Here is a 23,607-nt window from a genome sequence, read left to right as displayed (position 1 = left end):
AGACGGGGCTGTCGGGGCTGTTGCGCCACGGGACGACTGCGGTCCCGGGGCCTCCGGTCAGGAGCGGCGGGCGCGGCGGGACAGGAAGAGCGCGCCGGCTCCGAGGGCGACCACCGCGGCAGCCACTCCGGCGATCGCGCCGACCGGCGCGCCGGCGCCGGTCTCCGCCAGCGGCGGGGTGCTCTCGCTGGGCGAGGGCTCCGGGCTGGTGGGCGGCGTCGACTCCGCCGGGGGCACGTCGGGGGTGGTGGGCGGCGTGCTGGAGGAGGCCGGCGGGGTCGTCTCCTCGGCGGGCGGCTCGCTGCTCGCGGGCGTCGTGGGAGTCGCGGGCGTGGTCGGGGTGGCCGGGGTGCTCGGCGCCGGCTCCGACGGAGTGGGGGCGGGCGGCTCGGAGGCGCCGTTGTCGCACGCCTTGTCGCCGCCGTTCCAGGCCGCTATGAGGTGGTAGGGCGTGACCACGCCGTCGGGCTGGTAGGGGGCGGGGCCGTGGCCCTCGCCCTCCTGGCCGTCGTACGCGATGTCGTCGCCGTACAGGTCGATCTGCCCGTAGCAGTCCGGGGTCTTCACACTCAGCTTCTGCCAGGTGTGCTCCGCGCCACCCGCGTCGGCGACGTCCGCCGAGGTGAGGTAGACGGTGTCCTTCTCGACGAAGGTCTGGCGGCCGGAGGTGTTCCAGTTCGGACCCTCGGTCGTGTACTCGGCCAGGGACACGGGGTACTTGCAGCCCTCCGCGACCTTCTGGGCCGGGGCCAGCCGTACCTCGACGGTGCCGGGAGCACTGGCCAGGGAGTGGAAGCCGCCCTGCGAGGTCCACTCACCGCCGTCGATGCGGTACTGGACGGTGGCGGACTGGCACGACCCGCCCGTGGTCGCGCTCGCCGTGCCCGCCCCGAGTACGGGTACGACAGCGGCGGCGAAAGCGGTTGCGGCGAGGACAGTCAGAGTTCTGGACTGGTGCGAACGCGACAAAATGAGCCTCTGTGGTTCGAAATGTGTGGGAGGTGTGTCGATGCCAGTGGCCGGCGCGGGCGGACACACGAAGGCGTGCGCGACCAGGTCACTCGCGTCACTTCACTCGCTTCAGGCCCAGCGAAGTGATCCGCATTCTCGCCACGTCAGGCGACTCCCGTCAATCCTCCACGAGTTCTCCACATTTCGACTTGGTCACGGCGGCCTCCTGCGTCGCGCACCGGGCCGCCGTGATCCTCAGCGTTGCTGCGCCACCACGACCCATTTCGAGGGCAGCACGATACGGGTGCCGTCCACCGTGTACTCCGTGGTGGTGAGCGGGAGTTCTCCGCTGCCGAGGATCTGCAGGCCCGCCGCGCTCAGGTACACGGGCACGGCCGAGTCCGCCACCTCGCCGGGTGCGATGCCGTGCTGGAGGACCGGGCGCAGCTTGGGCGGCGGGCCCTCGGGGCTCTGGGCGAGGCCCATCAGGATGGGGCGCGCGTCCTGCGACAGCTCGACCAGGAAGGCCCGGCCGCGCTGTCCGATGAGGGTCGCGATGCCGTCGACGAGGGTCTGCCGGTCGTCGGCGTCGCACTGGTGGAGCACCCCGCGCATGTACACGTTGGTGTCGCCGAGTTTTCCGTGCAGTTCCTCGACCTCGGTCTTCTCGGCGCAGTCGAGGAGTTCGTACTCGGCGGCACCTTCCGGGTCGGCCTGGCGGGCGCGCTCGAGTGCCGCGGGCGAGAGGTCGGCGCCGACGACCCGGGTGAACCGGTCGGTGAGGAACCGGGTCTGGGTACCGTTGCCGCAACCGAGGTCCAGCAGGGGCAACTCGAAGTCCGCCATGTGTGGTTCGAAGACGGCGAGATGGAGGCCGACGGTCAGCATGGGCTCCGAGTCCCAGAAGACGGCTCCCTGTTCGTGAGGGGCCTCGCGCCAGAAGCCCTCCCAGGCCTCCCTGTACCGACTCGTCACGCTCATGCCCAACTCCCCAGGGTGCGACGGCTGTCCGTCCGACGGGACGGGCCAGTTCGGTCTACCGTGCCCCGGTTGCGCCCACAAGCGCACCGCGCATACCTTCACGGCTCGTTCGAGAGGTGCACGCCGGTGTGCGCCTCTCACGCCTCCCCGGCCCCGCGGCAACATCAATCCAAGCACAGGGCACCGACATCGAGGGCGGGGTGTCAGCGTCGGCGCGGCAGAGTGAGTTCGAACCACACGGTCTTGCCTGCCCCCGTACGGCTCGCCCCCCACTCCCGAGCCAGTGTGCTCACCACGCGCAGCCCTCGGCCGACCTCGGCCGTGGGCTCGGTGCCCAGGAGCGTGGGCAGGGTGTGATCGTCGTCGTCCACCTCGCACAGCAGCGTCTCGCCGCGCACCAGCCGCAGTTCGAGAGGGCGCCCGCGCGAGTGCCGTACCGCGTTGGTGACGAGTTCACTGACCAGCAGCTCGGCGCTGTCCACCAGCCGCGCCAGGCCCCAGTCGTGGAGCTGTTCGCGGACCACGGCACGGGCCCGGCCGACCTCGGCCGGGTCGAGGGCGAGCCGCCATTCGGCGACGTCGTCCGGTTCGATGCCGTTGAGCCTGGCCATCAGCAGCGCCACGTCGTCCTTGCGGCCACCGCGTACGTTCAGGGCACGGATGATCGTGTCGCAGGCGTCGTCCATGGAGGCGGCCGGGTGGGCGGCGGACTCACAGAGCGTCGCCAGCCCCACGCCGATGTCCTCGCCGCGCACCTCGACCAGCCCGTCGGTGCACATCACGAGCCGGTCGCCGGGCTCCACGCGCACGCGTACCGACTCGAAGGGCACTCCGCCGACGCCGATGGGCGCGCCGGTGGGCAGGTCGAGCAGCTCGCTCCGGCCGTCCACCGCGCGGACCAGGACGGGCGGGATATGGCCCGCGTTGGCGAGGTGCAGCTCGCCGGCGATCGGGTCGTAGACGGCGTAGAGACAGGTCGCGAGGTAGGTGTCACCCAGGCGCTGGGCGAGGTCGTCGAGGTTGCGCAGGAGTTGGGCGGGCGGCAGGTCCAGGGCGGCCATGGTCTGGACGGCCGTACGCAACTGGCCCATCATCGCTGCCGAGTTGAGGCCGTGCCCCATGACGTCGCCGACGACGAGGGCGGTGCGGGCGCCCGGCAGTTTCACGGAGTCGAACCAGTCGCCGCCGACCCGGCCCAGCAGCGTGCCGGGCAGATAGCGGGTGGCGATGTCGCAGCCCGCCATGCGCGGCGGGATCTGCGGCAGCATGCTGTCCTGGAGGGTCTCCGCGACGCTCTCCTGGTAGGTGTACATGCGCGCGTTGTCGAGTACGAGGCCCGCGCGGGCGGCGAGTTCGGCGCCGGTGACGCGGTCCATGTCGTTGAACTCGACACGCTCCGGGTGGCGCAGCAGAATCATGAAGCCGAGGACGACGTTGCGTGCCTTCAGCGGGACGACCAGCATGGAGCGGCCCGTGATCAGCGGCCGGATGTCACGCTTCTCGAACTGCGAGGCGATCATGTGGCCCATCTGCTCGCTGATGCGCGGCACGAGGACGGGCTGACCGCTGGTCATGCACTGGAAGAACGGGGTGTGCGCCGGGAACGGCATGGCCTCGCCGACCGGTACGACGTCGTCCCAGCGGCCAGGTTCGTCGGTGTGTTCGAGGGCGACGCGGTGCCACATCGTCGTCGTGTCGGGCACCCCGTCGGGGAACCCCTCGCCCGCGACGACCTGTTCGCGCAGATAGGTGCCCGCGACATCCGTGAAACGGGGTACGACGGCCTTGCTGACCTCGATGATCGTGCGGGACAGGTCGAGCGAGGTGCCGATGCGCCCGCTGACGTCGTTGAGGAACTCCAGCCGCTCGCGCACTGCCGCGTATTCGAGGTCCTCGACGTCGTCCTGGAGGTCCTCGGGCAGGGGCTCGCCTGCCTGCACGGCCCGGGCCGCCCGCTCCCGGCGGGCCTTGCGCTCGGCGCGCCGGGGCACGCCCCAGTCCGGGGTGACCGGGACCAGCTCGTTCTGGCTGAACTCCAGTACGGGATAGCCCAGTTCGAGGATCTGGGCGACGATGCGGGCGCTTTCCCCGACGCTCATGCTGGGCAGGATCTCGGGAAGTCTGCGGGCGAGTTCGTCGGCGCCGGGGAAGTCGGTGTGCAGGGCGAATCCGGGCGCGATGCGCTCGACGGGGACCTCGTCGTCCTCCTGGCGCAGTACGTCGGTGTCGGCGGCCAGCACGAGGAGGCGCTCGTGGCCCGGTCCCACCAGCGGGTAGGCCCACCACAGCACGTCGATGCGGTCGCCGTCCCGCCCGGGCACCGTGAGACGGGCGCGGCCCGCGGCCCGGTAGGCGAGCCGGCCGTCGAGGGAGGACTCCAGGTCGGGTCCGAGACCGTCGTAGGCGCCGTACGGGGTGGTGTTCTCGTCGTCGGCGTCGGGGAGTGCGCCGGAGACGGGCAGCAGGTCGACGGCGGGCTGGCCGAGGGCTTCCTCCTTGGAGGCGCCGAACAGACGCCGCGCGCCCCTGCTCCAGTGCGAGACCAGGCCTTCGCGGTCGACCACGACCACGGCCAGCGGAATACGGCCCGCCGTTGCGTGCTCCGCCGGCGCGCTCTCCTCAGCTCCGCGGCTGGGAGATGCGCCCGTCTCGGTGCCACGGTCCATGGCGCAGGCCCCTTCTTCCCACGGCTCCGCAAGATCTGTGCCGTCCTCACCACCGTACGGGGCCGGTCCGTCGCGATGTGTGGCAATCCGGTAATTGGTCTTGGCCGGTCCGCTCCGGCGCACGGACGCGCGCCCCGCTCGCTCAGTCCTCGTGCCCGAGCTGGAGGTCGCGTTCCGTACGGCCGCCGCCGGCCACCTGGAGGACGGTGGCGACCGGCGGGTAACCGGAGGCGATGACCGTGTACTCGCCGGAGGACAGGTCGAGGAACCGGAACGTTCCGTCGGCCGAGGTGGTGAGCGTGTCCACGACGTTGCCGGCCACGTCGAGCAGGGTCACGCGCGCGTCCTCCAGGGGCCGTCCCCCGCCGGCCCGCACGGTGCCCCTCAGGACGGCGCCGCCCGCGAGTTCGACGTCCTGGCGGGTCTCCCGGGAGGCCCGCACGGTGACGGGCACGGCGGCCGGGCGGAACGCGGACGCACTGGCCGCGAGGGTGTACTCGCCGGCCACCAGCTCGGTGACGACGTACCGGCCCTCGTATCCGCTGCGGGTGGTCGCGACGACCTCCCCGTGCACGTTCGTGAGCGTCACGGCGGCGTCCGGGACCGCCGTACCGTCCGCGGTCAGCACCCGGCCAGCCAGGCGTCCCGCCCCGCCGAGGACGAGGTCCAGTTCGACGGGCCGCTCGCCGACTGTCACGGTGACCGCCTGCGGCTGATGGCCGCCCGCCGCGGCGATCAGGACGTACGCGCCCGAGCCGGGCGTGGACAGCGTGTACCGCCCGTCCTCGGCGCTCGCACCGCGCCCGATCTGCGCTCCCGTGACATCGATGAGGGTGAGCGCCGCGCGCGGTACGACGGTCCCGTCCGGGTGCTGGACGGTTCCGCACACCGGGACTCCCGCGGCGTACGGCGCGAGGGCCTCCGGGATCGCCGGAGGGGCCGGGGATTTCGCGGAGTCGGGGACGACGGGGGCGGCGTGGTGGGACACCAGCGGTTTCTCCTTGAGGAAGAAGGCGATGAGCAGGCCGAGGACCAGCACCGGCACGAGGTACAGGAAGACACGCGGCATGGCGTCGGCGTACGCCCTGATGTAGCTGTCGCGCAGCGCCGGGGGAAGCGCGTGGACGAGCTGCGGGGTGATCGAGTCGGGGTCGGGGAGACGGGCACCCGCGCGCGTGGGAAGGCTGTTCCGCAGGGACTCGGCGAGCCGGTTCGCGAAGAGGGTGCCGAAGACCGCGGCGCCGACGCTGCCGCCGATCTGCCGGAAGTAGTTGTTGGCGCTGGTCGCGGTGCCGAGGTCGGCGGGGCGCACGGAGTTCTGCACGGCGAGGACCAGGACCGGCATCACCATGCCGATGCCGGCGCCGAGGACGGCCATCCAGAGGCTGTAGTGCAGCCGGGGCGTGTCCACTTCGAGGCGGGACAGCAGCCACATGCCGAGGACGGACAGGGCGCTGCCCAGGACCGGCCAGACCTTGTAGCGGCCGGTGTGGCTGATGAGCTGGCCGGAGAGGACCGAGGCGCCGACGATGCCGGCCATCATGGGCAGCATCAGCAGACCGGACTCGGTGGCGGTGGCGCCGTCGACCATCTGCAGGAAGGTCGGCAGATAGCTGGCGGCCCCGAACAGTGCCACGCCGATCACCAGCCCCACCAGACCGGTGACGTTGAAGACGGAGTCCCTGAACAGCCGCAGGGGGATGAGGGGTTCGGGTGCGAAGCGCTCGGCGACGAGGAAGAGCACGGCGGCCACGGCCGCTCCGGCGCCGAGCCCGAGGATCTCGCGCGAGCCCCACGCGTACTCGGTGCCGCCCCAACTGGTCAGCAGCACCAGGCAGGTCGAGGCCGCGGCGAGCAGCAGCGCCCCGAGGAGGTCGAGACGGGCCCTGGCCGTGGGCTTGGGCAGCTTCAGTACGACGGTGACGACGGCCAGCGTCAGCAGACCGAACGGCACGTTGAACCAGAAGCACCACCGCCAGGAGAGGTGGTCGGTGAAGTAGCCGCCCAGGAGGGGCCCGGCGACCGAGGCGAGGCCGAACGCGGCGCCGATCAGGCCCATGAAGCGCCCGCGTTCACGCGGCGGCACGATGTCCGCGATGATCGCCTGGACGCCGATCATCAACCCGCCCGCACCGACGCCCTGGAGGGCGCGGAAGGCGATGAGCTGGTCCATGGTCTGCGACCGGCCGGCCAGCGCCGACCCGACGACGAAGACGACGATCGCGAACTGGAAGACGCCCTTGCGGCCGAGCAGATCACCGAGTTTGCCGTAGACCGGCAGTCCGACGGTGGCGGTGAGCAGGTAGGCGGTGATCGCCCAGGACATCTTGTCCAGGCCGTGCAGCTCGCCGACGATCTTCGGGAGCGCGGTGGCGACGATCATCTGCTCCAGGGCGGCGAGCAGCAGGGCGAGCATGAGCCCGAAGAACACCAACCGGACCTGGCGCGGGCCGAGTTGTGGGGGATCGGGCGGAGGTGGAGCAAGCGCGGTCGCCGGTTCGTCCTGCACCAGAGTGATCCCGCCCATGTACCGCTCCCCTCGCCGCACCTACCGACAATTCCCGCTTTGGGCGACAACTGACAGCAAGCGCGACGAGTTACGGCGTACCGGTACATGGGACGGAGATCCACTCGAACCGGTGAGGTGCTCAGGGGCGGGAGTCAACGCCCCTCACGGGGTTGCCCCTTGGCCTACTTCTCCACCTCGGCTGCGAGCTTGTCGAGGAGGCCGTCGTAGATGCGGGCGAGGCCCTTGGGGGCGAAGGTCCGCTCGAAGAAGCCGCCGATGCCGCCCGCGCCGTCCCAGACACTGGTGACGACGACCCGCGACTTGCCCTCGCCGGCCGGGGTGACGCGCCAGGTGGTGACCATCGAGGAGTTGCGGTCCTTCTCGACGAGCTCGCCGTCGGTGGGCTCGCTGACCTCCAGCAGACAGTCCCGGACGCGCTTCTTGGTGGCCTGGAGCTTCCAGTGGACGAGGGTGCCCTCGCCGTCGCCGCCCTCGCGCACCTCGTACTCGCTGAACTGCTCGGGCATCACCTTCGCGCGCGTGCCGCTGTATTCGGCGAGGGCGTCGAACACCGTCTCCGCGTCCGCCGCGACGATGCGCTCCGTGGTGGCCTCGACCTGCGCCATTGCGTTCCTCCAGCAGCTGGTTCTTCGGTGGGTCGCGCTCAGCCAACCACCCCGCCGCCCGGCCGCCCAAATCGGGGTCCCGCAAGGGGTCCGGCAGGGGCACCGCCCAGGAGCTTCACAACACTCGAACATACGATCGCACGATCAAGGGAACATGTGTTCTATTCTGTGGTCAGTGCTACCGAGGAGGTGTCATGCGCTGGGAGAACCTCACAGTGGAGTCCGACTCCGGCCGGACCGACGCCGCGCTGTTCGGCGCGGACGCGGTGACCACACGTACCTTCGACTCATCGAAACTGCCACCAGACACACATCAGGGCAGCTAGCATGGCTGCATGACCAAACGCCAGAGGGCCAGCCTGTACGCCCGCTTGTCGGTAGCCGCGGACGCCGGAAACACGTCCCTGGACGGCATGATCGCGGATATGCGGGCCCTCTGTGACCGTGAAGGGCTAGAGGTTTTGGAGCCCGTGCACGTCGACGACGGTAAGTCGGGCGGCTTCCGCGACCGCGACGAGTTCCAAGCCTGGCTGAACGACGCCCGACAGGGTCGTTGCGAAGTGCTGGTCAACCCGGTAACCGACCGCCTGACGCGCGAGGGGCTCAACGTCGCGGCGTCCATCCTCGACGTCGTAGAGGGTAAGGACCCTGCCACCGGTCGACCATCGCACCGGCCCGTACGGCTCGTCGACTGCAACGGACTCGACTCCCTCCACGGTGACGGGTTCCGATTCCGCTTCGTGATTCAGGCCGAAGTGGGCCGCGCCGAACGCGAGCGAATCCGTCAGCGTTCACGAGACCGCGCTCGACGACTCCGACGCGCAGGCCGCTGGGGAGGAGGCACCCCGCCCTTCGGCTACAAAGCCGTGCCCAACCCGGAGTTGAACGACGAGGGCAAACCTCGTGGTTGGGTCCTGGCCATCGAACCGGAGGAGGCACGCCACGTCAGGGCTGCGGCGGAAGCGCTCCTGACGGCGGACCCCGTTCCGCTGAATCGTGTCGCGCGCCGGCTGAACGCCGCAGGAGTCAAGCCACGTCGAGCCAAGGAGTGGACGAGGCAGACGCTGACGAAGGTACTCACAGGTGACCACGTGATGGGCGTCGCAGTCAGCAACGGTCGGCCGATCCGCGACGACGAGGGCAACATCCTGTCCCCCTGGCCAGCAATCCTGACGCCCGCTGAGGTGACTGCTATCCGTGCGGTGCTTGCGCCCAGTCCGGACGCCCCTTACTCGGGAGGGCGTCGCCCCGCGCGCCTCTTGTCAACCCTCCTGACTTGCCCAGGTTGCGAGGGCACGATGCAGGTACACCATCGAAAGTCGCGGACCCAAAACCCAGACCCTCAAGTCGGCTACCGCTGCGTTACACGAAGCCAAGGCGGGACCTGCGAGTCACCCGTGAGCGTCAGCGCCACTCAGGCTGAGGCCATCGTGACCAAACGCTACCTCTCCGTTGTCTCCGCCATGCCCATGTACGTAGAGCGGACAATCGTGTCCGACGTGGATGAGCTGGCCTCCGTGGAGGCGGAAATCAGGGAGACCCTGGCAGACCTAGCGACGCACGCGGACGCGGATGCTTTCGCAAAGCTCCAACGGCTCCAAGTCCGCCGTGGCGAGCTGTCCTCTGCCGAACCTGCCTGGCGGACAGAGATGGTCGCCACTGGACAGACCATGGGTGAGTACTGGCGTGACGCCCTCGTCGACGACCGCCGCGAACTTCTGGAGGATGCATTCCAGGAGATCACGATCCTCCCCGGAAAACGGGGTCACAAGATTGTCGACCCTGATCGCATTCAGACTGTTTGGCGCGAGGAAAGCCCCACGTCGGACTGCGCGTAGCGAACGCAGAAGCCCCGCCCACTCCGGCTGAGGAACTCGGGTGAACGGGGCTTCATCCCCGCCCTCGCCGAAGGGTGGCGAGCGGATTGGGTGGGAACCTCACGACCCAGCATGCGCGGGAGAATGGAGCCGGGTCGTGAGGGGTTCGGGACGCGTACAGGAGCCGGGAGGGCCGACCTCACCAGCTGTCCGACTCCTGCCGCTCCCACCGCGCGCCGGCGCCACGGGGCGCCAGAACGCGGGCTCAGGGGGTCTAACCGTCTCCCATGGGGCGCCATCCGGGACCCCAGAAGTAGACGGCTCGCGCCTCACCGTCGACGACGACCGGACCGCTGTGGACCGCCTCGTCGGCGTCCTGGTGGGGCCCCTCGACGCATTCGACCGTCACACCCGCCCACCCGTCAGCTTGCGCCTCCGGGGTGTCCGGGAAGGTCTTCGCGGCGCCACATGCGGGGGCATCCTCTACGTCGCTCATGGCACTACTGGCTGCGTCGGAACCAACGGATTCAGGCTGAATCCGACCTGACTGACGATCCGGTACCGCTTGTGTCCCGGGTACAGGAGCACGTGCCCGACGGCCCACTCCTGCGGGTCAGTTCGCCCGTCGTCGAGCGACTTGTTTTCGATGCAGTCGGCGCACTCCACCCACCTGCGCGACGGCAGGGCCGATATCTCCAGGTGCGCGAACAGGTCGGGGAAGGGGTCTGTGTTCACCGCCGCACCCTCTTCGGCCGCGGGTGCGGATGGCGCTTGATCTCCACTGCCAGATCCGTTGCATGCGACGGGTCATAGGCCGAGCTGTTGGGGTTGGACGCTTCCTTCCATTGTCGTGCGCAAGCTCCGCACACGTCGCACCCTCGAACCGGTTCCGGCTCTTTCATCTCAAGTGGATCAGACAGATAAACCGGTTCCCTCAGAGTGGTCTCCCGCGCCATCCCGCACCTCCGCAACAGTTGCTGATGAGGTCAGGCTTTCGTGTGGCAGGGAGAGACAACAGGGACGTAGTGTCCTAGTCTCGGCACGCTAAGTAGCGACGCCAAGAAATTCGGCGATCGAACGTAGTCCCGGCGGGCGGGTCGGTAGTTCCCAGAGATCGCGCACGATAGCGACCGCGAGCGTGTGATGGCGCATCCATGTCGGTGCTACACGGCGCAGGCTTTCAAGGGCTTTCACGGCTCCCTCGGCGTTCCCCGTGTCCGTGTGAGCGCGCGCCACGTCGAGCAGAAGCCAGGTGCGCCATGACGGCGGGGTGTCCTTTGAGAGCCGCATCCCCTTGGCGAGCGTCAGCGCCTCTTCGGGCCGGCCGTACTGGACGGCCAGGCGAACACGCTCGATGCGAACAGACGATTTACTGAACACGGAGACGAGCCGCCCGTCTTCTGGGGCTGGCAGTTTCGCGACTCGCCCCGCGGCCTTCTCGGCGGTCTGCATCATCTCGTCGGCACGGTCGTAGTGCCCGCTCCTGGCGTAGCTCGTCGCGGCCGACATCAAGAGTCCGCCCCACACGCGGACGCCGGACGCGTCGGTCGTGTGCTCGCGCTCGACGTTGTCCGCGGCGTACACGGCAAGGTTGGTTGCGTCGTCGAGCCGGTTCTGTCGCTGGTAGTTCCACGCAACGCTGTTGCTGATCATGGCGGGGAGCAACGGGTCGGACGAGGCTACTGCGGCGTTCATGGCGCGCTCCAGCGCTGAAAGGGAGAGGTCGGTCTTCCCCATACGGATAGCGAGGTGTCCGCCTAGCTGAAGCGCCTTGCCCAACGCCGCCTGTCCGGCGGCTCGTTCGTCATCCCCGCCTACGGCTGCTGCGAAGCGCGCGTCCGTGATGATGTCGGGGAGAACTTCCATGAGCCGCCCGAACTCCGCTTCGTGGTACAGCGTCCACGCGTCGGCAATCTCGGCCCGCAGCAGCGGGAGCGTGAGCTTCTCTGCGCGATGCGGCTCGGGCGGCGGGGCGAAGAGCAGAGGCGAGATAGCGCGTCGAACGGCGACAAGCTGTGGTGGGTCGGCCTCACCGTTGGAGGGCACGCCCGGGGGGTCACCCAAGAGTGACGTCAGCTCGACGCCTAGTACTCCAGCAGTACTTCGTGGCTTGACCTGGGGAAACGTCGAGCGGTGGGAGTGTAGCGGGCGGGAAGTCGTCACGGACGGCTTCTGCCCGCACGCCCCTCGAAGGAGTGCCCCCGACGTCGGTAGTGGCAGCGGCGGGCCACCGCTTGGCGTCGTCGGCGCCAGTGCGACCAGCTCAACACGTGAGTGAGGGTGTGAAGGTCTCGGGGTGTGTGAGCTGCCAGGAGTCGTCGCACTTCTGCCACGGTGAGCTCGATGACCACGGCATCCTCACCAGTGGATCCCCTTTTTCGGCTGCTCGCGCGCTCATCGCAACGAGGAAGGTGTGGGCGAGCATGGCCAGGGTGATGTGCCGGTACCAGCCGACGTAGCGGCGGACTTCGTACTCGTCCAGGCCGCACTCGTTCTTCGCTGCCTGGAAACACTCTTCGATCGCCCACCGGGCGCCGGCGACGCGCACCAGTTCGTCCACACCGACATCCAGCGGTGCGTAGCCGAGGTAGTAGGCGATTTCGTCCGGCCGACTCAAGCTGCGCCGTGCCAGCGCCCACCGTCGACGGATCAACACGCCGTCCTGGTGGTCGTACTCGGACACTGGGCGCAACTGGACGGCTGCCCAGTCGTATTCGCGCTGTCCCTTCGCGCCCGCGCCGCAGGAACGGCGTTCCCATGCCTGGTCGGGGGCCTGCTCGAAGGCCTTGTCGATGCGTGGGCCGGCCAGGGAGAACTGGGACTTGGGGACGGCGAGGACGTAGCCGACGCCGGATGTTTCCAGCATCCGGCGGAAGCGGTTGTCCTGTCCGTAGGCGGCGTCCGCCGTGACCCAGGCGACCGGCAGCGGCGAGGCCAGCGCCCTGCGGACGATCGTCGCCGCGAGGGTGTTCTTGGTGGCGAACTCCCGCTCGTCGGGGACCTTGGCGGCGCGGCAGCGGTCACGGTCGTCCGTCCAGGACTTGGGCAGGTAGAGCTCCCGGTCCACCAGGGCGCGGCCGGCTGTGGTGGTGTAGGCGGCGAAGACGCCGATCTGGCAGTTCTCGGTGCGGCCGGCGGTGCCGGAGTACTGCCTTTGGACTCCGGCGGATGTAGTGCCCTTCTTCAGGAACCCGGTGTCGTCGATGATCAGTACACCGTCGGGGCGGCCGAGGTGTTCGGCGACGTAGGTCTGCAGGTCGTCGCGGATGTCGTCGGGGTTCCAGCGGGCTCGGGAGAGCAGGTGCTGCAGTCCGTCTGGGGTGGCGTGGCCAGCGTGTTCGGCAAGTTGCCAGCTGTTTTTTCGGGCCACCGGGGCGAGCAGTGCGCGCACGTAGTCCCGCATGTGGCGGCGTGGTTCGACACGGCCGAAGTGGCGCCCGATGGCGGTGAAGAGGTGGTCCAGGTCGCGGTCCCAGGTCTCGGCTGCCTGTTCGGTGATCACGACCCGAGGCTTCCCAGGCCCGGGGCGACCTTGCCGTCGGGGGCACTCCTTCGAGGGGCGTGCGGGCAGAAGCCGTCCGTGACGACTTCCCGCCCGCTACACTCCCACCGCTCGACGTTTCCCCAGGTCAAGCCACGAAGTACTGCTGGAGTACTAGGACCTGTCCGGGCGATCACTGACCACTACGGTGGCTGTTGTGGAAGGGCCTGGTGAGTGCAGTGGAGATGAGCCGCGCGGAGGCAGTCGCGCTGGTGCAGCGCGTCATGGATGCGGGCTGCGCCTCCGATGACGAGGTGGCCGGTTGGCTGGACAGGCTCGACAGAACCCTGGCTTGCCCGTCTGGGCACGTCAGTGGCTTGATCTTCTGGCCGCCGGAGCGGGACCTTTCGGCTAATGAGGTGGTCGATCAGGCCCTGGCATATCGGCCGATCGCTTTGTGAGGCCGGGACTCAACTCCGAAGCCAGATCAGCAGAGCTGCGGTGGTTGCGGTGCCGAGGAAGACATAGCCGCGCTTGTCATAACGGGTGGCCACGGCCCGGGACTGCTTCAGCCTGTTGATCGTCCGTTCAAGGAGCAAGCCGTAATGCACACATAGACGACTCTGAGGCGGGGAATGTGCCTGTCATAGAGGTGGACGCCCTGCTTCGTGCCGCTGTTGTTGTTCAGCGGTTGCGGGAGCGACAGGTCGGTGGTGGCGAGGGTGGTGGGTCGGAGTGTCCGAGGATGTCGTCGCTGAGCTCCCCAGATGCCGCGGTGGGAGAGCGTTCCGGAACTGAGCCGTCAGCTGGTGGTGTGTCTGCTGGCCGAGCTGACGACACGGATGGTGGTCGAGGCCGGACGGGGCGGGGGTGAGTCCTGTGGTGGTGAGAGCTCCGTGGGAACGGCTTGAGGGCAAGATCCAGCCCCGGCATCTCGACCGTCTCGCGGTCGTCTATGTCCGTCAGTCGACTCCGCAGCAGGTCCTCGACCACGCGGAGTCGACCCGGCTGCAGTACGGACTCACCCAGCGTGCGGTCGACTTGGGGTGGGCGCCGTCCCGGGTCCTGGTGATCGACGAGGACCTTGGCCATTCGGCGTCCGGTCTGGTGGACAGGCCCGGCTTTCAGCGGCTGGTCTCCGAGGTCGGCCTGGACCACGTGGGCCTGGTCCTCGGCGTGGAGATGTCCCGGCTGGCACGAAGCGGCCGTGAATGGCACCAGCTGCTGGAACTGTGCGCCCTGGCCGGAGCCCTGCTCGCCGACCCGGACGGGGTCTATGACCCGGCCGGACACAACGACCGCCTGCTGCTCGGACTCAAGGGCACGATCAGCGAGGCCGAACTGCATCTGATCAAGCAGCGGATGTGGAACGGACGGATCGGCAAGGCCCGTCGCGGCGAGCTAGCGGTGCCCCTGCCGGTGGGCTATCTCCGGCTCGCGGACGGCCAGGTCGTCAAGGACCCGGACGAGCAGGTGCAGACCGTGGTCCGCCTGGTCTTCGACCTGTTCGACGAACTCGGTCTCATCAACGGGGTGCTGCGGTTCCTGGTCGATCACGGCATCCAGATGGGCATCCGCACCCGCGAAGGGCCGGAGAAGGGGCTGCTGGTGTGGCGACGGCCCAGCCGGATCGTGATCCAGAACATGCTCCGGCATCCGGCCTATGCGGGGATCTATGTCTATGGCCGCAGCCGCACCGACCCCCGCCGCCGGGTGCCGGGCCGCCCGAGCACCGGCCGGGTCCGCAAGCCGCGCGAGGACTGGCTGGTGTACCTGCCCGCAGTTCTGCCCGCCTATATCGGCATTGAACAGTACGAACGCAACCTGGCCCGGATCGAGGCGAACCGGACCCGCTCACTGAGCATGGGTGCCCTGCGCGACGGGCCGGCGCTGCTGGCCGGGCTGATCTACTGCGGCCGCTGCGGAACCCGCATGACCGTCCACTACCAACGCGGCCAGGGCGGCAAGCTATGGCCGAAGTACGAGTGCAGCCGCGTCAAGGCCGACTACGGAGGCGAGTTGTGCCAGCAGTTGGCCGGTGCCTGTCTCGACCGCTATGTCACCGTTCTGCTGCTGGCCGCGATGGCACCGGCCGCTCTGGAAGTGTCGCTGGCCGCGGCCGAGCAGGCCCAGCACCGGCGCCAGGAAGTGGACCGGATCTGGCGTCAGCGCCTGGAACGCGCGGACTATGCCATCGACCGGGCCCGGCGTCAGTACCAGCTCGCCGAACCCGAAAACCGCCTGGTCGTCCGCGAACTCGAGCGTAACTGGGAGTCCACGCTGACCGAGCGGCAGCAACTCGGCGAGGAGTACGACCGCTTCGCCGCGGCCCGGCCCCGCTTCCTCACGGCAGCCGAGCGCGAGCAGATCCGTGCCCTGGCCGGCGACCTCCCGGCGGTGTGGCGGGCGCCCACCACCACGGACACGGACCGCAAACAGCTGATGCGGCACCTGATCGAGAACGTCCGCGTGAGCGTGGTCGACGACAGCGAACGCGTCACCGTCCAGATCACCTGGGCCGGAGGCCACCGCACCGACGGCGCGACCGTCCGCCCAGTCGGCCGCCTGGACCAACTCAGCTACTTCCCCCAACTCGCCGCCCGGGCCCGGGAGCTGGCCGCCGCCGGACAGGCCGCCCCCGTCATCGCGACAATCCTGAACGCCGAAGGCTTCCGCCCGCCCAAACGCCGCGAGCACTTCGGCGCTCAAGGCGTCCGCGAACTACTGCGCGAACTGGGCTGTATCAGCCGGCAGGAACAGACCCTCCGCCGAAACGCCCGGCCCCTCGGCCCCGACGACTGGTGGCCCAGCGATCTCGCCCGCGAGATCGGCATGCCCCGCGTCACGCTCTTCGGCTGGATCAAGAAGGGCTGGGTCACCGCCCATCAGCAGGACGACCGGCGCCGGTCCTGGGTGATCCACGCCGACCGCACCGAAGTTGAACGCCTCCGCCGCCTGCATGAACTGCCACGGGGCCACGGAGCTCGCCAACCCTGGCTGTACCACCAGCGGATGACGATAATCCAGAACAAGGAAGGAACCCAAGGCGATGACGACGAACCGCAGGTATGACAGCACTGCGGCTTGCTCATCTCGACGGTGTTGCGCTTCTTGTACCGCGCTTCGTCGAAACCCGGTGGCCGTCCGCCGCGCGAGCCTTTGCGCAGGCGGGCGGCCTGGCTGTCGGTCTTCTCCGGGATCGCGTGGCGGATGCCCCGGCGCCGCAGGTACTCACGGCAGGGGCCGTTGCTGTATCCCTTGTCCGCCGCGATGCTGTCGGGCTTCGTGCGGGGCCGGCCCGGACCGACCCGCGGAACGCGGATCTTCGCCAGCACCGTCTGGAACTGGGTGCAGTCCGCCCGCTGCCCTGCGGTGACGACCAGGGACAGCGGACGGCAGCGGCCATCGGCGCTCAGGTGGAGTTTGCTGGTGAACCCGCCCCGCGAGCGGCCCAGGCCCTCACCTCCTGCACCACCTCCACCAGGCGGGCGAGGAGGCTCTGCCACGGTGTTTCGGGCTGATGTTCGCCTTCTTCGGCCCCCTTTGACGCGGGGGCCGGCGGCGGATCGATGCGGGCACCGGCCGCGTGCTGGTGAGCCCGCACGACGGTGGAGTCGACCGAGATGTCCCAGTCGATCCCGCCTGTGGCATCCGCGGCGGCCTGGACCTCCTGCAGCAGACGCTCCCACGTGCCGTCGGCCGACCACAGCCGATGCCGTTCGTAGACGGTCTTCCAGGGGCCGAACCGCTCTGGAAGATCCCGCCACTGCACTCCGGTCCGAACTCGGTGCAGGATCCCGTCGATCACCTGCCGATGATCCCGCCACCGGCCACAACGCCCGTTGCTGACCGGCAGGAACGGCCGCAGCCGTTCCCACTCGGCATCCGTCAAGTCACCCCGCCCCATGCCTGACACAACGAGCCAACAGTCAGACAGTCAGACAGTCACATGATCGGGCGGACAGGCCCTAGTAGGGCTTTGTTAGGTCGTGTCGTAGTGCTGCCATGGGGTGGGCTGTCTGCAGGTGGGGCACATGCCGGTCCAGGTGGCCAGGAGGTGTTGGAGCAGGTCCAGGGCCTGGTAGAGGGTCAGGCCCTGGCAGGGGCTTTTGGGCAGGTCCGTTGTTCGGTCAGGAAGAGATGGGCGGCGGTGACCAGGGTGACGTGCCGGTGCCAGCCGGCGAACGAGCGTCCTTCGAAGTGATCCAGTCCGAGGCTGGTTTTCAACTCCCGGTAGTCGTGCTCGATGCGCCAGCGGGCCTTCGCCAGCCTCACCAGATCGCGGGCGGGGATGTCGGCGGGCAGGTTCGAGATCCAGTACTTCACCGGCTCCGTCTCGTCCTGGGGCCACTGGGCGATCAGATGGACGAGCCCGATGACACCGTCCGCGGCAGGCTTCGGCCGCCGGCCCGCCAGCCGCACCCGTAAGAACACGAAACGGGAGGCCATGGCGGCTTTGGAGCCCTTGCGCCAGGTCACCGCCACGGCCCCGTCGTGTCCGGCGGCCAGGACGTGTTCACGCAGACTCACCGCCCGGGTGCGGTAACGGGGCAGTGGCCTTTGAACCGTTCCGGGTTCGATAGAGATCTCAGATGTTGGCTGTGACCTGGAGATTCGTGGTTGCTCGGTAGAAGTTGGCTTCGTATTCGACGGGTGGGATGTGCCCGATCTCACCGTGGAGTCGGCGGTGGTTGTACCAGTCGACCCACTCGGCAGTGGCGAGCTCGACGTGCGACAGCGTCTTCCACGGCCGCTGCGGCTTTATGACCTCGGTCTTGAACAGGCCGATCGTCGACTCCATGAGCGCGTTGTCGTAAGCGTCGCCAACCGACCCGATCGAGGCCGCGATCCGGACCGAGTCCAGGTGTTCGGCGAGGCGAAATGATGTGTATTGCGACCCGGCATCGGAGTGGTGCACCAACTCGCCGGGGATGGGTGGACGACCGTCTCGGTCGCGCTGCCACAGGCCCATGTCCAGGGCGTCCAGGACGAGTTGGGTCTGTTTCGACAGCGATGCGGACCAGCCGACGATGCGGCGGGAGAAGGTGTCCACGATAAAGGCGACATAGACGACGCCCGCCCAGGCGGCGACGTGTGTGAAGTCGGCGACCCAGGTCCGGTTCGGCGCCGGTGCGACGAACTCGCGGTCGAGCAGGTCCGGGGCCCTGGCCGCCGCCGGGTCCGGCATGGTCGTGATGACCTTCTTGCCGCGGACGGCGCCGGCGATGCCGATCTCGCGCATCAGACGCTCGACCGTGCAGCGGGCCACTTTCTGGCCCTGGCGGTTCAGCTGGCGCCAGACCTTCCTCGCACCGTAGACACGGTAGTTGGCCTCGTAGACCTCCTTGATCTGTTCCTTGAGCCCCTCGTCCCGCACGGACCGCGGCGAGGGCGCCAACTGGCGTTTCTTGCAGGCGTAGTAGGTGGAAGGGGCGATCTTGCAGCCGTGCTGGGTGAGCACGCGGCAGATCGGCTCGACACCGCCGAAGCGGCCCTTGTGCTCGTCGATGAACGCTACGAGCGCGTGTGTGGCCGGTCGAGCTCGGCCGCGAAGAAACTCGCCGCCGCCTTCAAGATCTCGTTCGCCCGCCTGAGTTCGGCGATTTCCTTCTTCATCGCCTTGACCTGCGCGGACTCCTCTGTCGTGGTCCCCGGCCGGGCTCCGTTGTCGATCTGGTCCTGGCGGACCCACTTGCGCAGCGTCTCGGTCGTCCCGATCCCCAGCTTGGCGGCGACCGCCTTCATCGCGGACCACTCGGTGTCGTACTCGGGCCGCACCTCGGCGACCATGCGGACCGCACGTTTGCGCAGCTCAAGGGGGTAAGGGGAAGGGCGTGCCATGACTCGATCCTCTCAAATGATCGAGTCCCTATCGAACCCGGAGCGGTTCAGTGTCAGCTGCGCACCACAGTGCAGACACCCGGCAGTGCACTGGCTCTTCGCTGGCTTCATGTAGTTCATGGTCGGTCCTCTCAAGAACAATGGAACGCCCCGCGTCCATGTCGGCCGCGGGGCGTGGGGAGGGCCGACTCCATGTCGGAGCCGGCCCACGCGTGCGTGTGGTGTAGGGATCAGATGTATCGACCGGAGTTGATGTCCGTCGCAGTCTGCTGCTCTCGGACCACGATGCGGCGATCAAGGATGTCCGTGATCTCGTCCGTACCGAGGTAGGTGTGACTCTCGACTGTGGCGTTCGGAGCCTGCGCCGACGTGCGCGCAGCGCGGAGCGTGTCCCACTGCTGCGAGGTGAACACGGGCTCAGGCTTGCCCGTGCCGTTGGCGACGAGGGAGAGCCCCGGCGGGAGGTAGCCGCCGTCGTCGTAGAGGAACGGCATGGGGTCGATGGCTCGCCCGTTCTGCCGCGCCTCCAGGTGGAGGTGAGGACCGGTGACGTTGCCCGTCGCACCGACGGCGCCGATCGTCTGCCCGCGCGTCACGGCCTGGCCGACGGATGCTCCGATTCGGGAGAGGTGGGCGTACAGCGAGGACAACCCGCCACCGTGACTGATCTCGATGTGGTTGCCGTACGGTCCGCCGCTCACAGCACTGATGACCTGACCGACGTCGACGGCGTGGGCCGGGGTCCCCGTCGCGGCAGGGAAGTCGAGCCCCGTGTGATGACCGCTGGACCACATCGAGCCGGCCACGCCGAACCGAGTGCCGAACGGGGCGTTGACCGGACGGGCCCACTGGCCGTTGCCGAGTGACGCTGTCCCGCCTCCTGCGCCCCCACCGGAGAACACGGACGAGGCAGCATTGACGATCTTGTCCCGGAGGCCACCGATCATCTTGGCGGGGACCTTCGCGAGCATCGCGCCGAACTGGCCGACGTCGAGGTGTCCGCGGATGCCGTCGAGGAGAGGCTTCATCAGCTTGTCCCAGATCTTGCCCGGGTTGGCGAGCAGATCGACGCCCGTCTTCGCCCAATCGATGCCCGTCGAGACGGCGCCGCTGACGGTGTCCCTGGTCCAGTCCCACGCTCCGGAGAGCGCACCGACAATGCCGCCATCGGCAAAGCGCGGAATCTCGCCCGTGGCGTTCATATAGGCGAGCTTGTCGAACCCGATCTTCCGGGCACTGCTGCGCTTTACGATGAACTCATCCGCCATCGCCAGGATAGGGATGGAGTCCTTACCCGGAACTCCCCCGCTCGTCCGTCCACCGTCGGCGAACCTCTCGGGGGCGTCGAGGAGTTTCGGAGCCTTAGGAAGCGGGTCGAGGCCTACGTACGTCGCAACCTTGTCCCAGACGGCTTTGATGCCCTTCGTGTACACGAAGTCGACGACCCAGTTGATCGGCTTAGCCACGACGCCGGCCACGGCGTCCCATGTGCTCTTGATCGCCTTCTTCGCGTCATTGAAGGCATCACCAACGAGGCCGACGCCGTCCTTGATGCGGTCGAACGCGGGGCGGATTCCCTTTTCCCAGAGCCAGTCAGCCTTGTCCGCAATCCAGTCGAATACGGGTCGGACAGTGTGGTCGTACAGCGACTTGAAGCCGCCACCGAGCCACTTCATCCCGTCCCAGATCCAACCGAAGGCAGGAGCCAGGGCGTTCCTCCACAACCACTTCGCCTTCGTCGCGATCCATCCGAGGGATGGTGCGACAGCGTGGTCATAGAGCCAGACGAACGCAGCACCGAGGAGCTTGATGCCGTCCCAGATGAATCCGAAGACAGGCTCAAGAACCTTCTGCCACACCCACAGTGCCATGGTCGCTATGGCCTCGAACATCGGCTTGAAGCCGTCAGTCCAGAGCCACCACGCGATAAATCCGAGCGCTTGGATGGCGAGCCAGATGGGCGTGATCACGACCGTCAGCAGCACAGCCACAAAGACCCTGGCCGCAAGCCAGATGCCGCTGAACACGGGCTCGAAGATGTTCTTCCAGAGCCAAACTGCTGCCGCACCAACCCACTTGATAGCTTCCCAGATGGCCGTAAACACAGGCTTGAGTACGTTCGTCCACGCGTACTGCGCGACCGTCTGAATTACCTTCCATGTGATCCTGACGGCGTTTCTGAACCAGGTGAAGTGATCCCACGCGTACTTGACGGCCAGGGCGAGTGCGACGAGGCCCAGAATCACGAGGCCAATCGGGTTCGCCGCCATCGCGATCGTCCACAGCTTCGTCGCAACCCACAGACCGTAGAGCAACTGAATTGCCCACGGCGCGTGTTCGGCGACGTAGCTTATGGCGTCGGAGACGTAGCTCAAGAGCTCAAGAATGACCTTCGAGAACGGCTCCAGCGCCTTCGACAGGTCCAGGATGGATTCAGCCATGTCGCCGAATGCCTGGCCCACCAGCGGACTACGTTCGGAGGCATAGTCGAGGAACTTCTCAAACTCTGGTGAACCTCTCAGTCCAGTTCCCCAGTTGGCGAAGCGACCCGTGATGGTCTGCATCCGGTCAGAGATGCTGTCCATGTGGGGAAAGAAGGCGTCGACAACGCCCGCCATCCCCTTGAAGACGTTCCCAAACGCGATACCGAGCCCGACGATCGCCGGCTTCGCGTTGTCGTTGACGCCCTTCTTGAAGCGAGTCCAGAACGGGTTCTTCAGCTGCCGCGACGCGCGGTCCATGAGTTCGCCAACGGCGTCTGCTGAGTTGCGGACGAGCGGCGAGAGTCCGGGGAGGGAGTTCTTTGCGCTGTTGACCATCCGCGTGAAGAGCGGCAGCACGTCAGGCTGAAGCTCCAGTGACCACGCCTTGAACGCCTTAATGAGGCCGCTGGGTCCGGCTAGCGCGTCATACAGGTCACGTCCCTCGGGAGTGAGGTTCGCGAGTGCCTTACGGTACTCGTCAGCCTTCGTGACGGCCTTCGTCGTGGTGTCGACGCCCGACAGGCGGGCCGACTCGATGCCACGTTCCGCGGAGGCGATCGACTCCGCGGCCTGAACCTGAGTGTCAGCGGCGTTCGATACCGCGTCGGAGAGCCTGCGCTGAGCGTCGGCGACCGCCTGAGCGGAGTCCACCTGAGCCTGCGCGGCCTGGCGGTGTGCTTCGGCGACGGCTTCCGTCTGGTCGCGAACGTTCTGCTGCGCGTCGGCGAGCTGCTCCGCGGCAGTCTTGACGGCGTCATTGCCGTCGACGCCTGCCTTCTTCGCCGCCTCCGCGTCCTTCTGGAGCTGCGCATAGTCCTTCGTCTGCTGCTTCGCGGACTGCGTCGCCTGGTCGAAGGCAAGCTGTGCGCGTTCGAGCTGGAGCTCCGTCGCCTTGCCAGCGTCGTACTCGGCCTGGACGCGGTTCAGCTCCTCCTGTGCCTCCGTGACGCGGAGGGTCGCATCGCGCTCATCGAGCTGGCCCTCCGACAGCCGGTCGTTGAGGTCGGCGAGCTGCTGTGCGGCGTCCTTGCGCGCCTGCGTCAGCGCCTCTTCGGCGTCACGCGCCCGGTCCTTGACGTCGGCGAGGGAGCGCTCCGCCTGCGCCACTTGCTGAGCAGCCTGCCGGCGCTGCTCCATGGCGCGGGCAGCAGCCTGACCGAGTGCGCGCTCCGCGTCCTCCGTCTGCCGGTTGGCCTGCGCGATGGATCGGGCAGCGTTTCGGTGTGCGGAGGTGAGTGCGGCCTGAGCCGAAGCCATCTGAAGGGCACTCTGCGCAGCCTTCACGTTGGCAGCGGCGGAGTTGTCCGTCGCGGAGGCCGCTTCCTTGTCCGCGGCCGTCTTCGCCTGAATGACCTTGGTTACGCCCATGATGGCGGGCACTGCCGCCAGGGCGAGCGCACCGACACCAGCCGTCGCCACGACTGCGGCCGACGCAATGGCGCCGATACCTGCGGCAGCAACGGGGATGACCGGGAGAGCAGCCAGGATCCCGACCGACACTGCCAGTTGGAAGATGGCTGCCTGTGCTGACGCCGTATTGGCGCGCACCTTGATGTTGACGTCGTCACGGTCGACGTCGTTGATCTGCTTCTGAATCGCGGCCAGCTCAGCGCGGGCGGAAGCCGTGTCCGCGCGTACGTTGACGTCGGTGTGGTTGGCACCCAGCGCTGCGAGCTTGGCGTCAATCGCCTGGATCTCTGCCAGTGCTGCGCCCGCGTCGATGTCGACACCGATCGTCTTCCGACTCAGCGTCTCCATGCGGGCACGAAGCCGTGCGAGATCCGCATTGAACCCTGTGTCGCCTAGCCGTACGTCGGCCTTCGGGAGCGAGCGGAAGGCAATTTCGAGGCGGTTCTTGATGGAGCGCGCGAACGCTCCGCCAACGTCGTTTCCTTGACGTCGAGCAGCCGTTTGCCCAGCGTTGCCACCCGCCGTGATGCCGTTGGGGATGGCGAACGCAATCTGTCGGCCGATGGCGTCGCCGATTTTGCGGCCGGCCTCGTCGCCGACACGGTCCGCAGAGGGGACGACGATCGCCTGAAGCTTCGTGTGGAACGTGGGGGCGATCGGAACAATGTCGACGGCCGCTGTACCGACAATATCCAGGTCAGCAGCCATGCGACACCTCCAGCGGCGCCGTCGTCGTGGTGTAGAACGTCACGTCGTCCGGTTGGTCCCGAAGGTTGAGGAGTTCGGCAATCAGAAGGAGCCGTTGCGCCTGGCATTCCACTGCGCGAGAAGGCTCGCATCGA

General features: G+C 68.1%; 15 protein-coding genes and 2 pseudogenes. 4 read left to right on the top strand and 13 right to left on the bottom strand.

Annotated elements, in window-relative coordinates:
- Positions 1-57: 57 nt before the first annotated feature.
- The 5 genes from OHN74_RS35595 to OHN74_RS35575 form a co-directional block, all read right to left on the bottom strand.
- Positions 58-969 (bottom strand): hypothetical protein, encoded by a 912-nt coding sequence (locus OHN74_RS35595; protein ID WP_327698669.1) that lies wholly within the window; start codon positions 967-969, stop codon positions 58-60.
- Positions 970-1,206: 237 nt separating this feature from the next.
- Entirely contained in the window at positions 1,207-1,932 is a 726-nt protein-coding gene (locus OHN74_RS35590; protein WP_327698668.1) for a class I SAM-dependent methyltransferase, read from the bottom strand.
- Between the two features lie 203 nt (positions 1,933-2,135).
- Positions 2,136-4,598 carry an ATP-binding SpoIIE family protein phosphatase gene (locus OHN74_RS35585; RefSeq protein ID WP_327698667.1) on the bottom strand — a complete coding sequence of 821 codons (2,463 nt, stop codon included), beginning with the start codon at positions 4,596-4,598 and terminating at the stop codon, positions 2,136-2,138.
- A gap of 142 nt (positions 4,599-4,740) precedes the next feature.
- The gene (locus OHN74_RS35580; protein ID WP_327698666.1) at positions 4,741-7,125 is read right to left on the bottom strand and encodes an MFS transporter; all 2,385 of its coding nucleotides are present in this window, start codon (positions 7,123-7,125) and stop codon (positions 4,741-4,743) included.
- A 164-nt stretch (positions 7,126-7,289) separates the two neighbouring features.
- Complete coding sequence (locus OHN74_RS35575) at positions 7,290-7,733, bottom strand: SRPBCC family protein (protein WP_327698665.1); 444 nt, start codon at positions 7,731-7,733, stop codon at positions 7,290-7,292.
- A 194-nt stretch (positions 7,734-7,927) separates the two neighbouring features.
- On the opposite strand from OHN74_RS35575, the gene OHN74_RS35570 reads away from it, so the two are divergent.
- The gene (locus OHN74_RS35570; RefSeq protein ID WP_327698664.1) at positions 7,928-8,059 is read left to right on the top strand and encodes a hypothetical protein; all 132 of its coding nucleotides are present in this window, start codon (positions 7,928-7,930) and stop codon (positions 8,057-8,059) included.
- A 9-nt stretch (positions 8,060-8,068) separates the two neighbouring features.
- Positions 8,069-9,571 (top strand): recombinase family protein, encoded by a 1,503-nt coding sequence (locus tag OHN74_RS35565; RefSeq protein WP_327698663.1) that lies wholly within the window; start codon positions 8,069-8,071, stop codon positions 9,569-9,571.
- Between the two features lie 253 nt (positions 9,572-9,824).
- On the opposite strand, the gene OHN74_RS35560 is transcribed toward OHN74_RS35565, so the two are convergent.
- The 4 genes from OHN74_RS35560 to OHN74_RS35550 all read right to left on the bottom strand — a co-directional run bounded on the left by OHN74_RS35560 (position 9,825) and on the right by OHN74_RS35550 (position 13,052).
- Positions 9,825-10,046 (bottom strand): hypothetical protein, encoded by a 222-nt coding sequence (locus OHN74_RS35560; RefSeq protein ID WP_327698662.1) that lies wholly within the window; start codon positions 10,044-10,046, stop codon positions 9,825-9,827.
- Positions 10,043-10,216, bottom strand: a complete 174-nt coding sequence (locus OHN74_RS42975; protein ID WP_443060587.1) for a DUF7848 domain-containing protein — start codon at positions 10,214-10,216, stop codon at positions 10,043-10,045. The genes OHN74_RS35560 and OHN74_RS42975 overlap by 4 nt, the downstream gene beginning before the upstream one ends.
- A 378-nt stretch (positions 10,217-10,594) precedes the next feature.
- On the bottom strand, positions 10,595-11,713 hold the full coding sequence (locus OHN74_RS35555; RefSeq protein WP_443060498.1) for a tetratricopeptide repeat protein: 1,119 nt from the start codon (positions 11,711-11,713) through the stop codon (positions 10,595-10,597).
- Between the two features lie 100 nt (positions 11,714-11,813).
- Positions 11,814-13,052: an IS701 family transposase gene (locus tag OHN74_RS35550; RefSeq protein ID WP_443060497.1), complete on the bottom strand. Its 1,239-nt coding sequence runs from the start codon at positions 13,050-13,052 to the stop codon at positions 11,814-11,816.
- Positions 13,053-13,276: 224 nt separating this feature from the next.
- On the opposite strand from OHN74_RS35550, the gene OHN74_RS35545 reads away from it, so the two are divergent.
- Positions 13,277-13,492, top strand: coding sequence for an e9imm peptide (locus OHN74_RS35545; RefSeq protein ID WP_327700387.1), 216 nt, complete (start codon positions 13,277-13,279; stop codon positions 13,490-13,492).
- A 418-nt stretch (positions 13,493-13,910) separates the two neighbouring features.
- Complete coding sequence (locus tag OHN74_RS35535) at positions 13,911-16,103, top strand: recombinase family protein (protein ID WP_327695747.1); 2,193 nt, start codon at positions 13,911-13,913, stop codon at positions 16,101-16,103.
- 20 nt (positions 16,104-16,123) lie between these two features.
- On the opposite strand, the pseudogene OHN74_RS35530 reads toward OHN74_RS35535, so the two are convergent.
- The 4 genes and pseudogenes from OHN74_RS35530 to OHN74_RS35510 all read right to left on the bottom strand — a co-directional run.
- A pseudogene (locus OHN74_RS35530) lies at positions 16,124-16,938 on the bottom strand (IS5 family transposase); the annotation flags it as partial.
- Positions 16,939-17,120: 182 nt separating this feature from the next.
- Positions 17,121-17,603: pseudogene (locus tag OHN74_RS35525) on the bottom strand (transposase); the annotation flags it as partial.
- A 16-nt stretch (positions 17,604-17,619) separates the two neighbouring features.
- Positions 17,620-18,872, bottom strand: a protein-coding gene (locus tag OHN74_RS35520; RefSeq protein ID WP_443060327.1) for an IS3 family transposase whose coding sequence is annotated in 2 segments (ribosomal slippage) — positions 17,620-18,590 and positions 18,590-18,872 — 1,254 coding nt in all. Because the reading frame shifts where the segments join, the coding sequence is not laid out codon by codon here.
- Between the two features lie 230 nt (positions 18,873-19,102).
- Positions 19,103-23,473, bottom strand: a complete 4,371-nt coding sequence (locus OHN74_RS35510) for a peptidoglycan DD-metalloendopeptidase family protein (protein ID WP_327698660.1) — start codon at positions 23,471-23,473, stop codon at positions 19,103-19,105.
- Between the last annotated feature and the right edge of the window lie 134 nt (positions 23,474-23,607).

The organism is Streptomyces sp. NBC_00459, assembly GCF_036013955.1.
Classification (GTDB): Bacteria; Actinomycetota; Actinomycetes; order Streptomycetales; family Streptomycetaceae; genus Streptomyces.
This window is presented reverse-complemented; position numbering and strand designations above follow the sequence as displayed.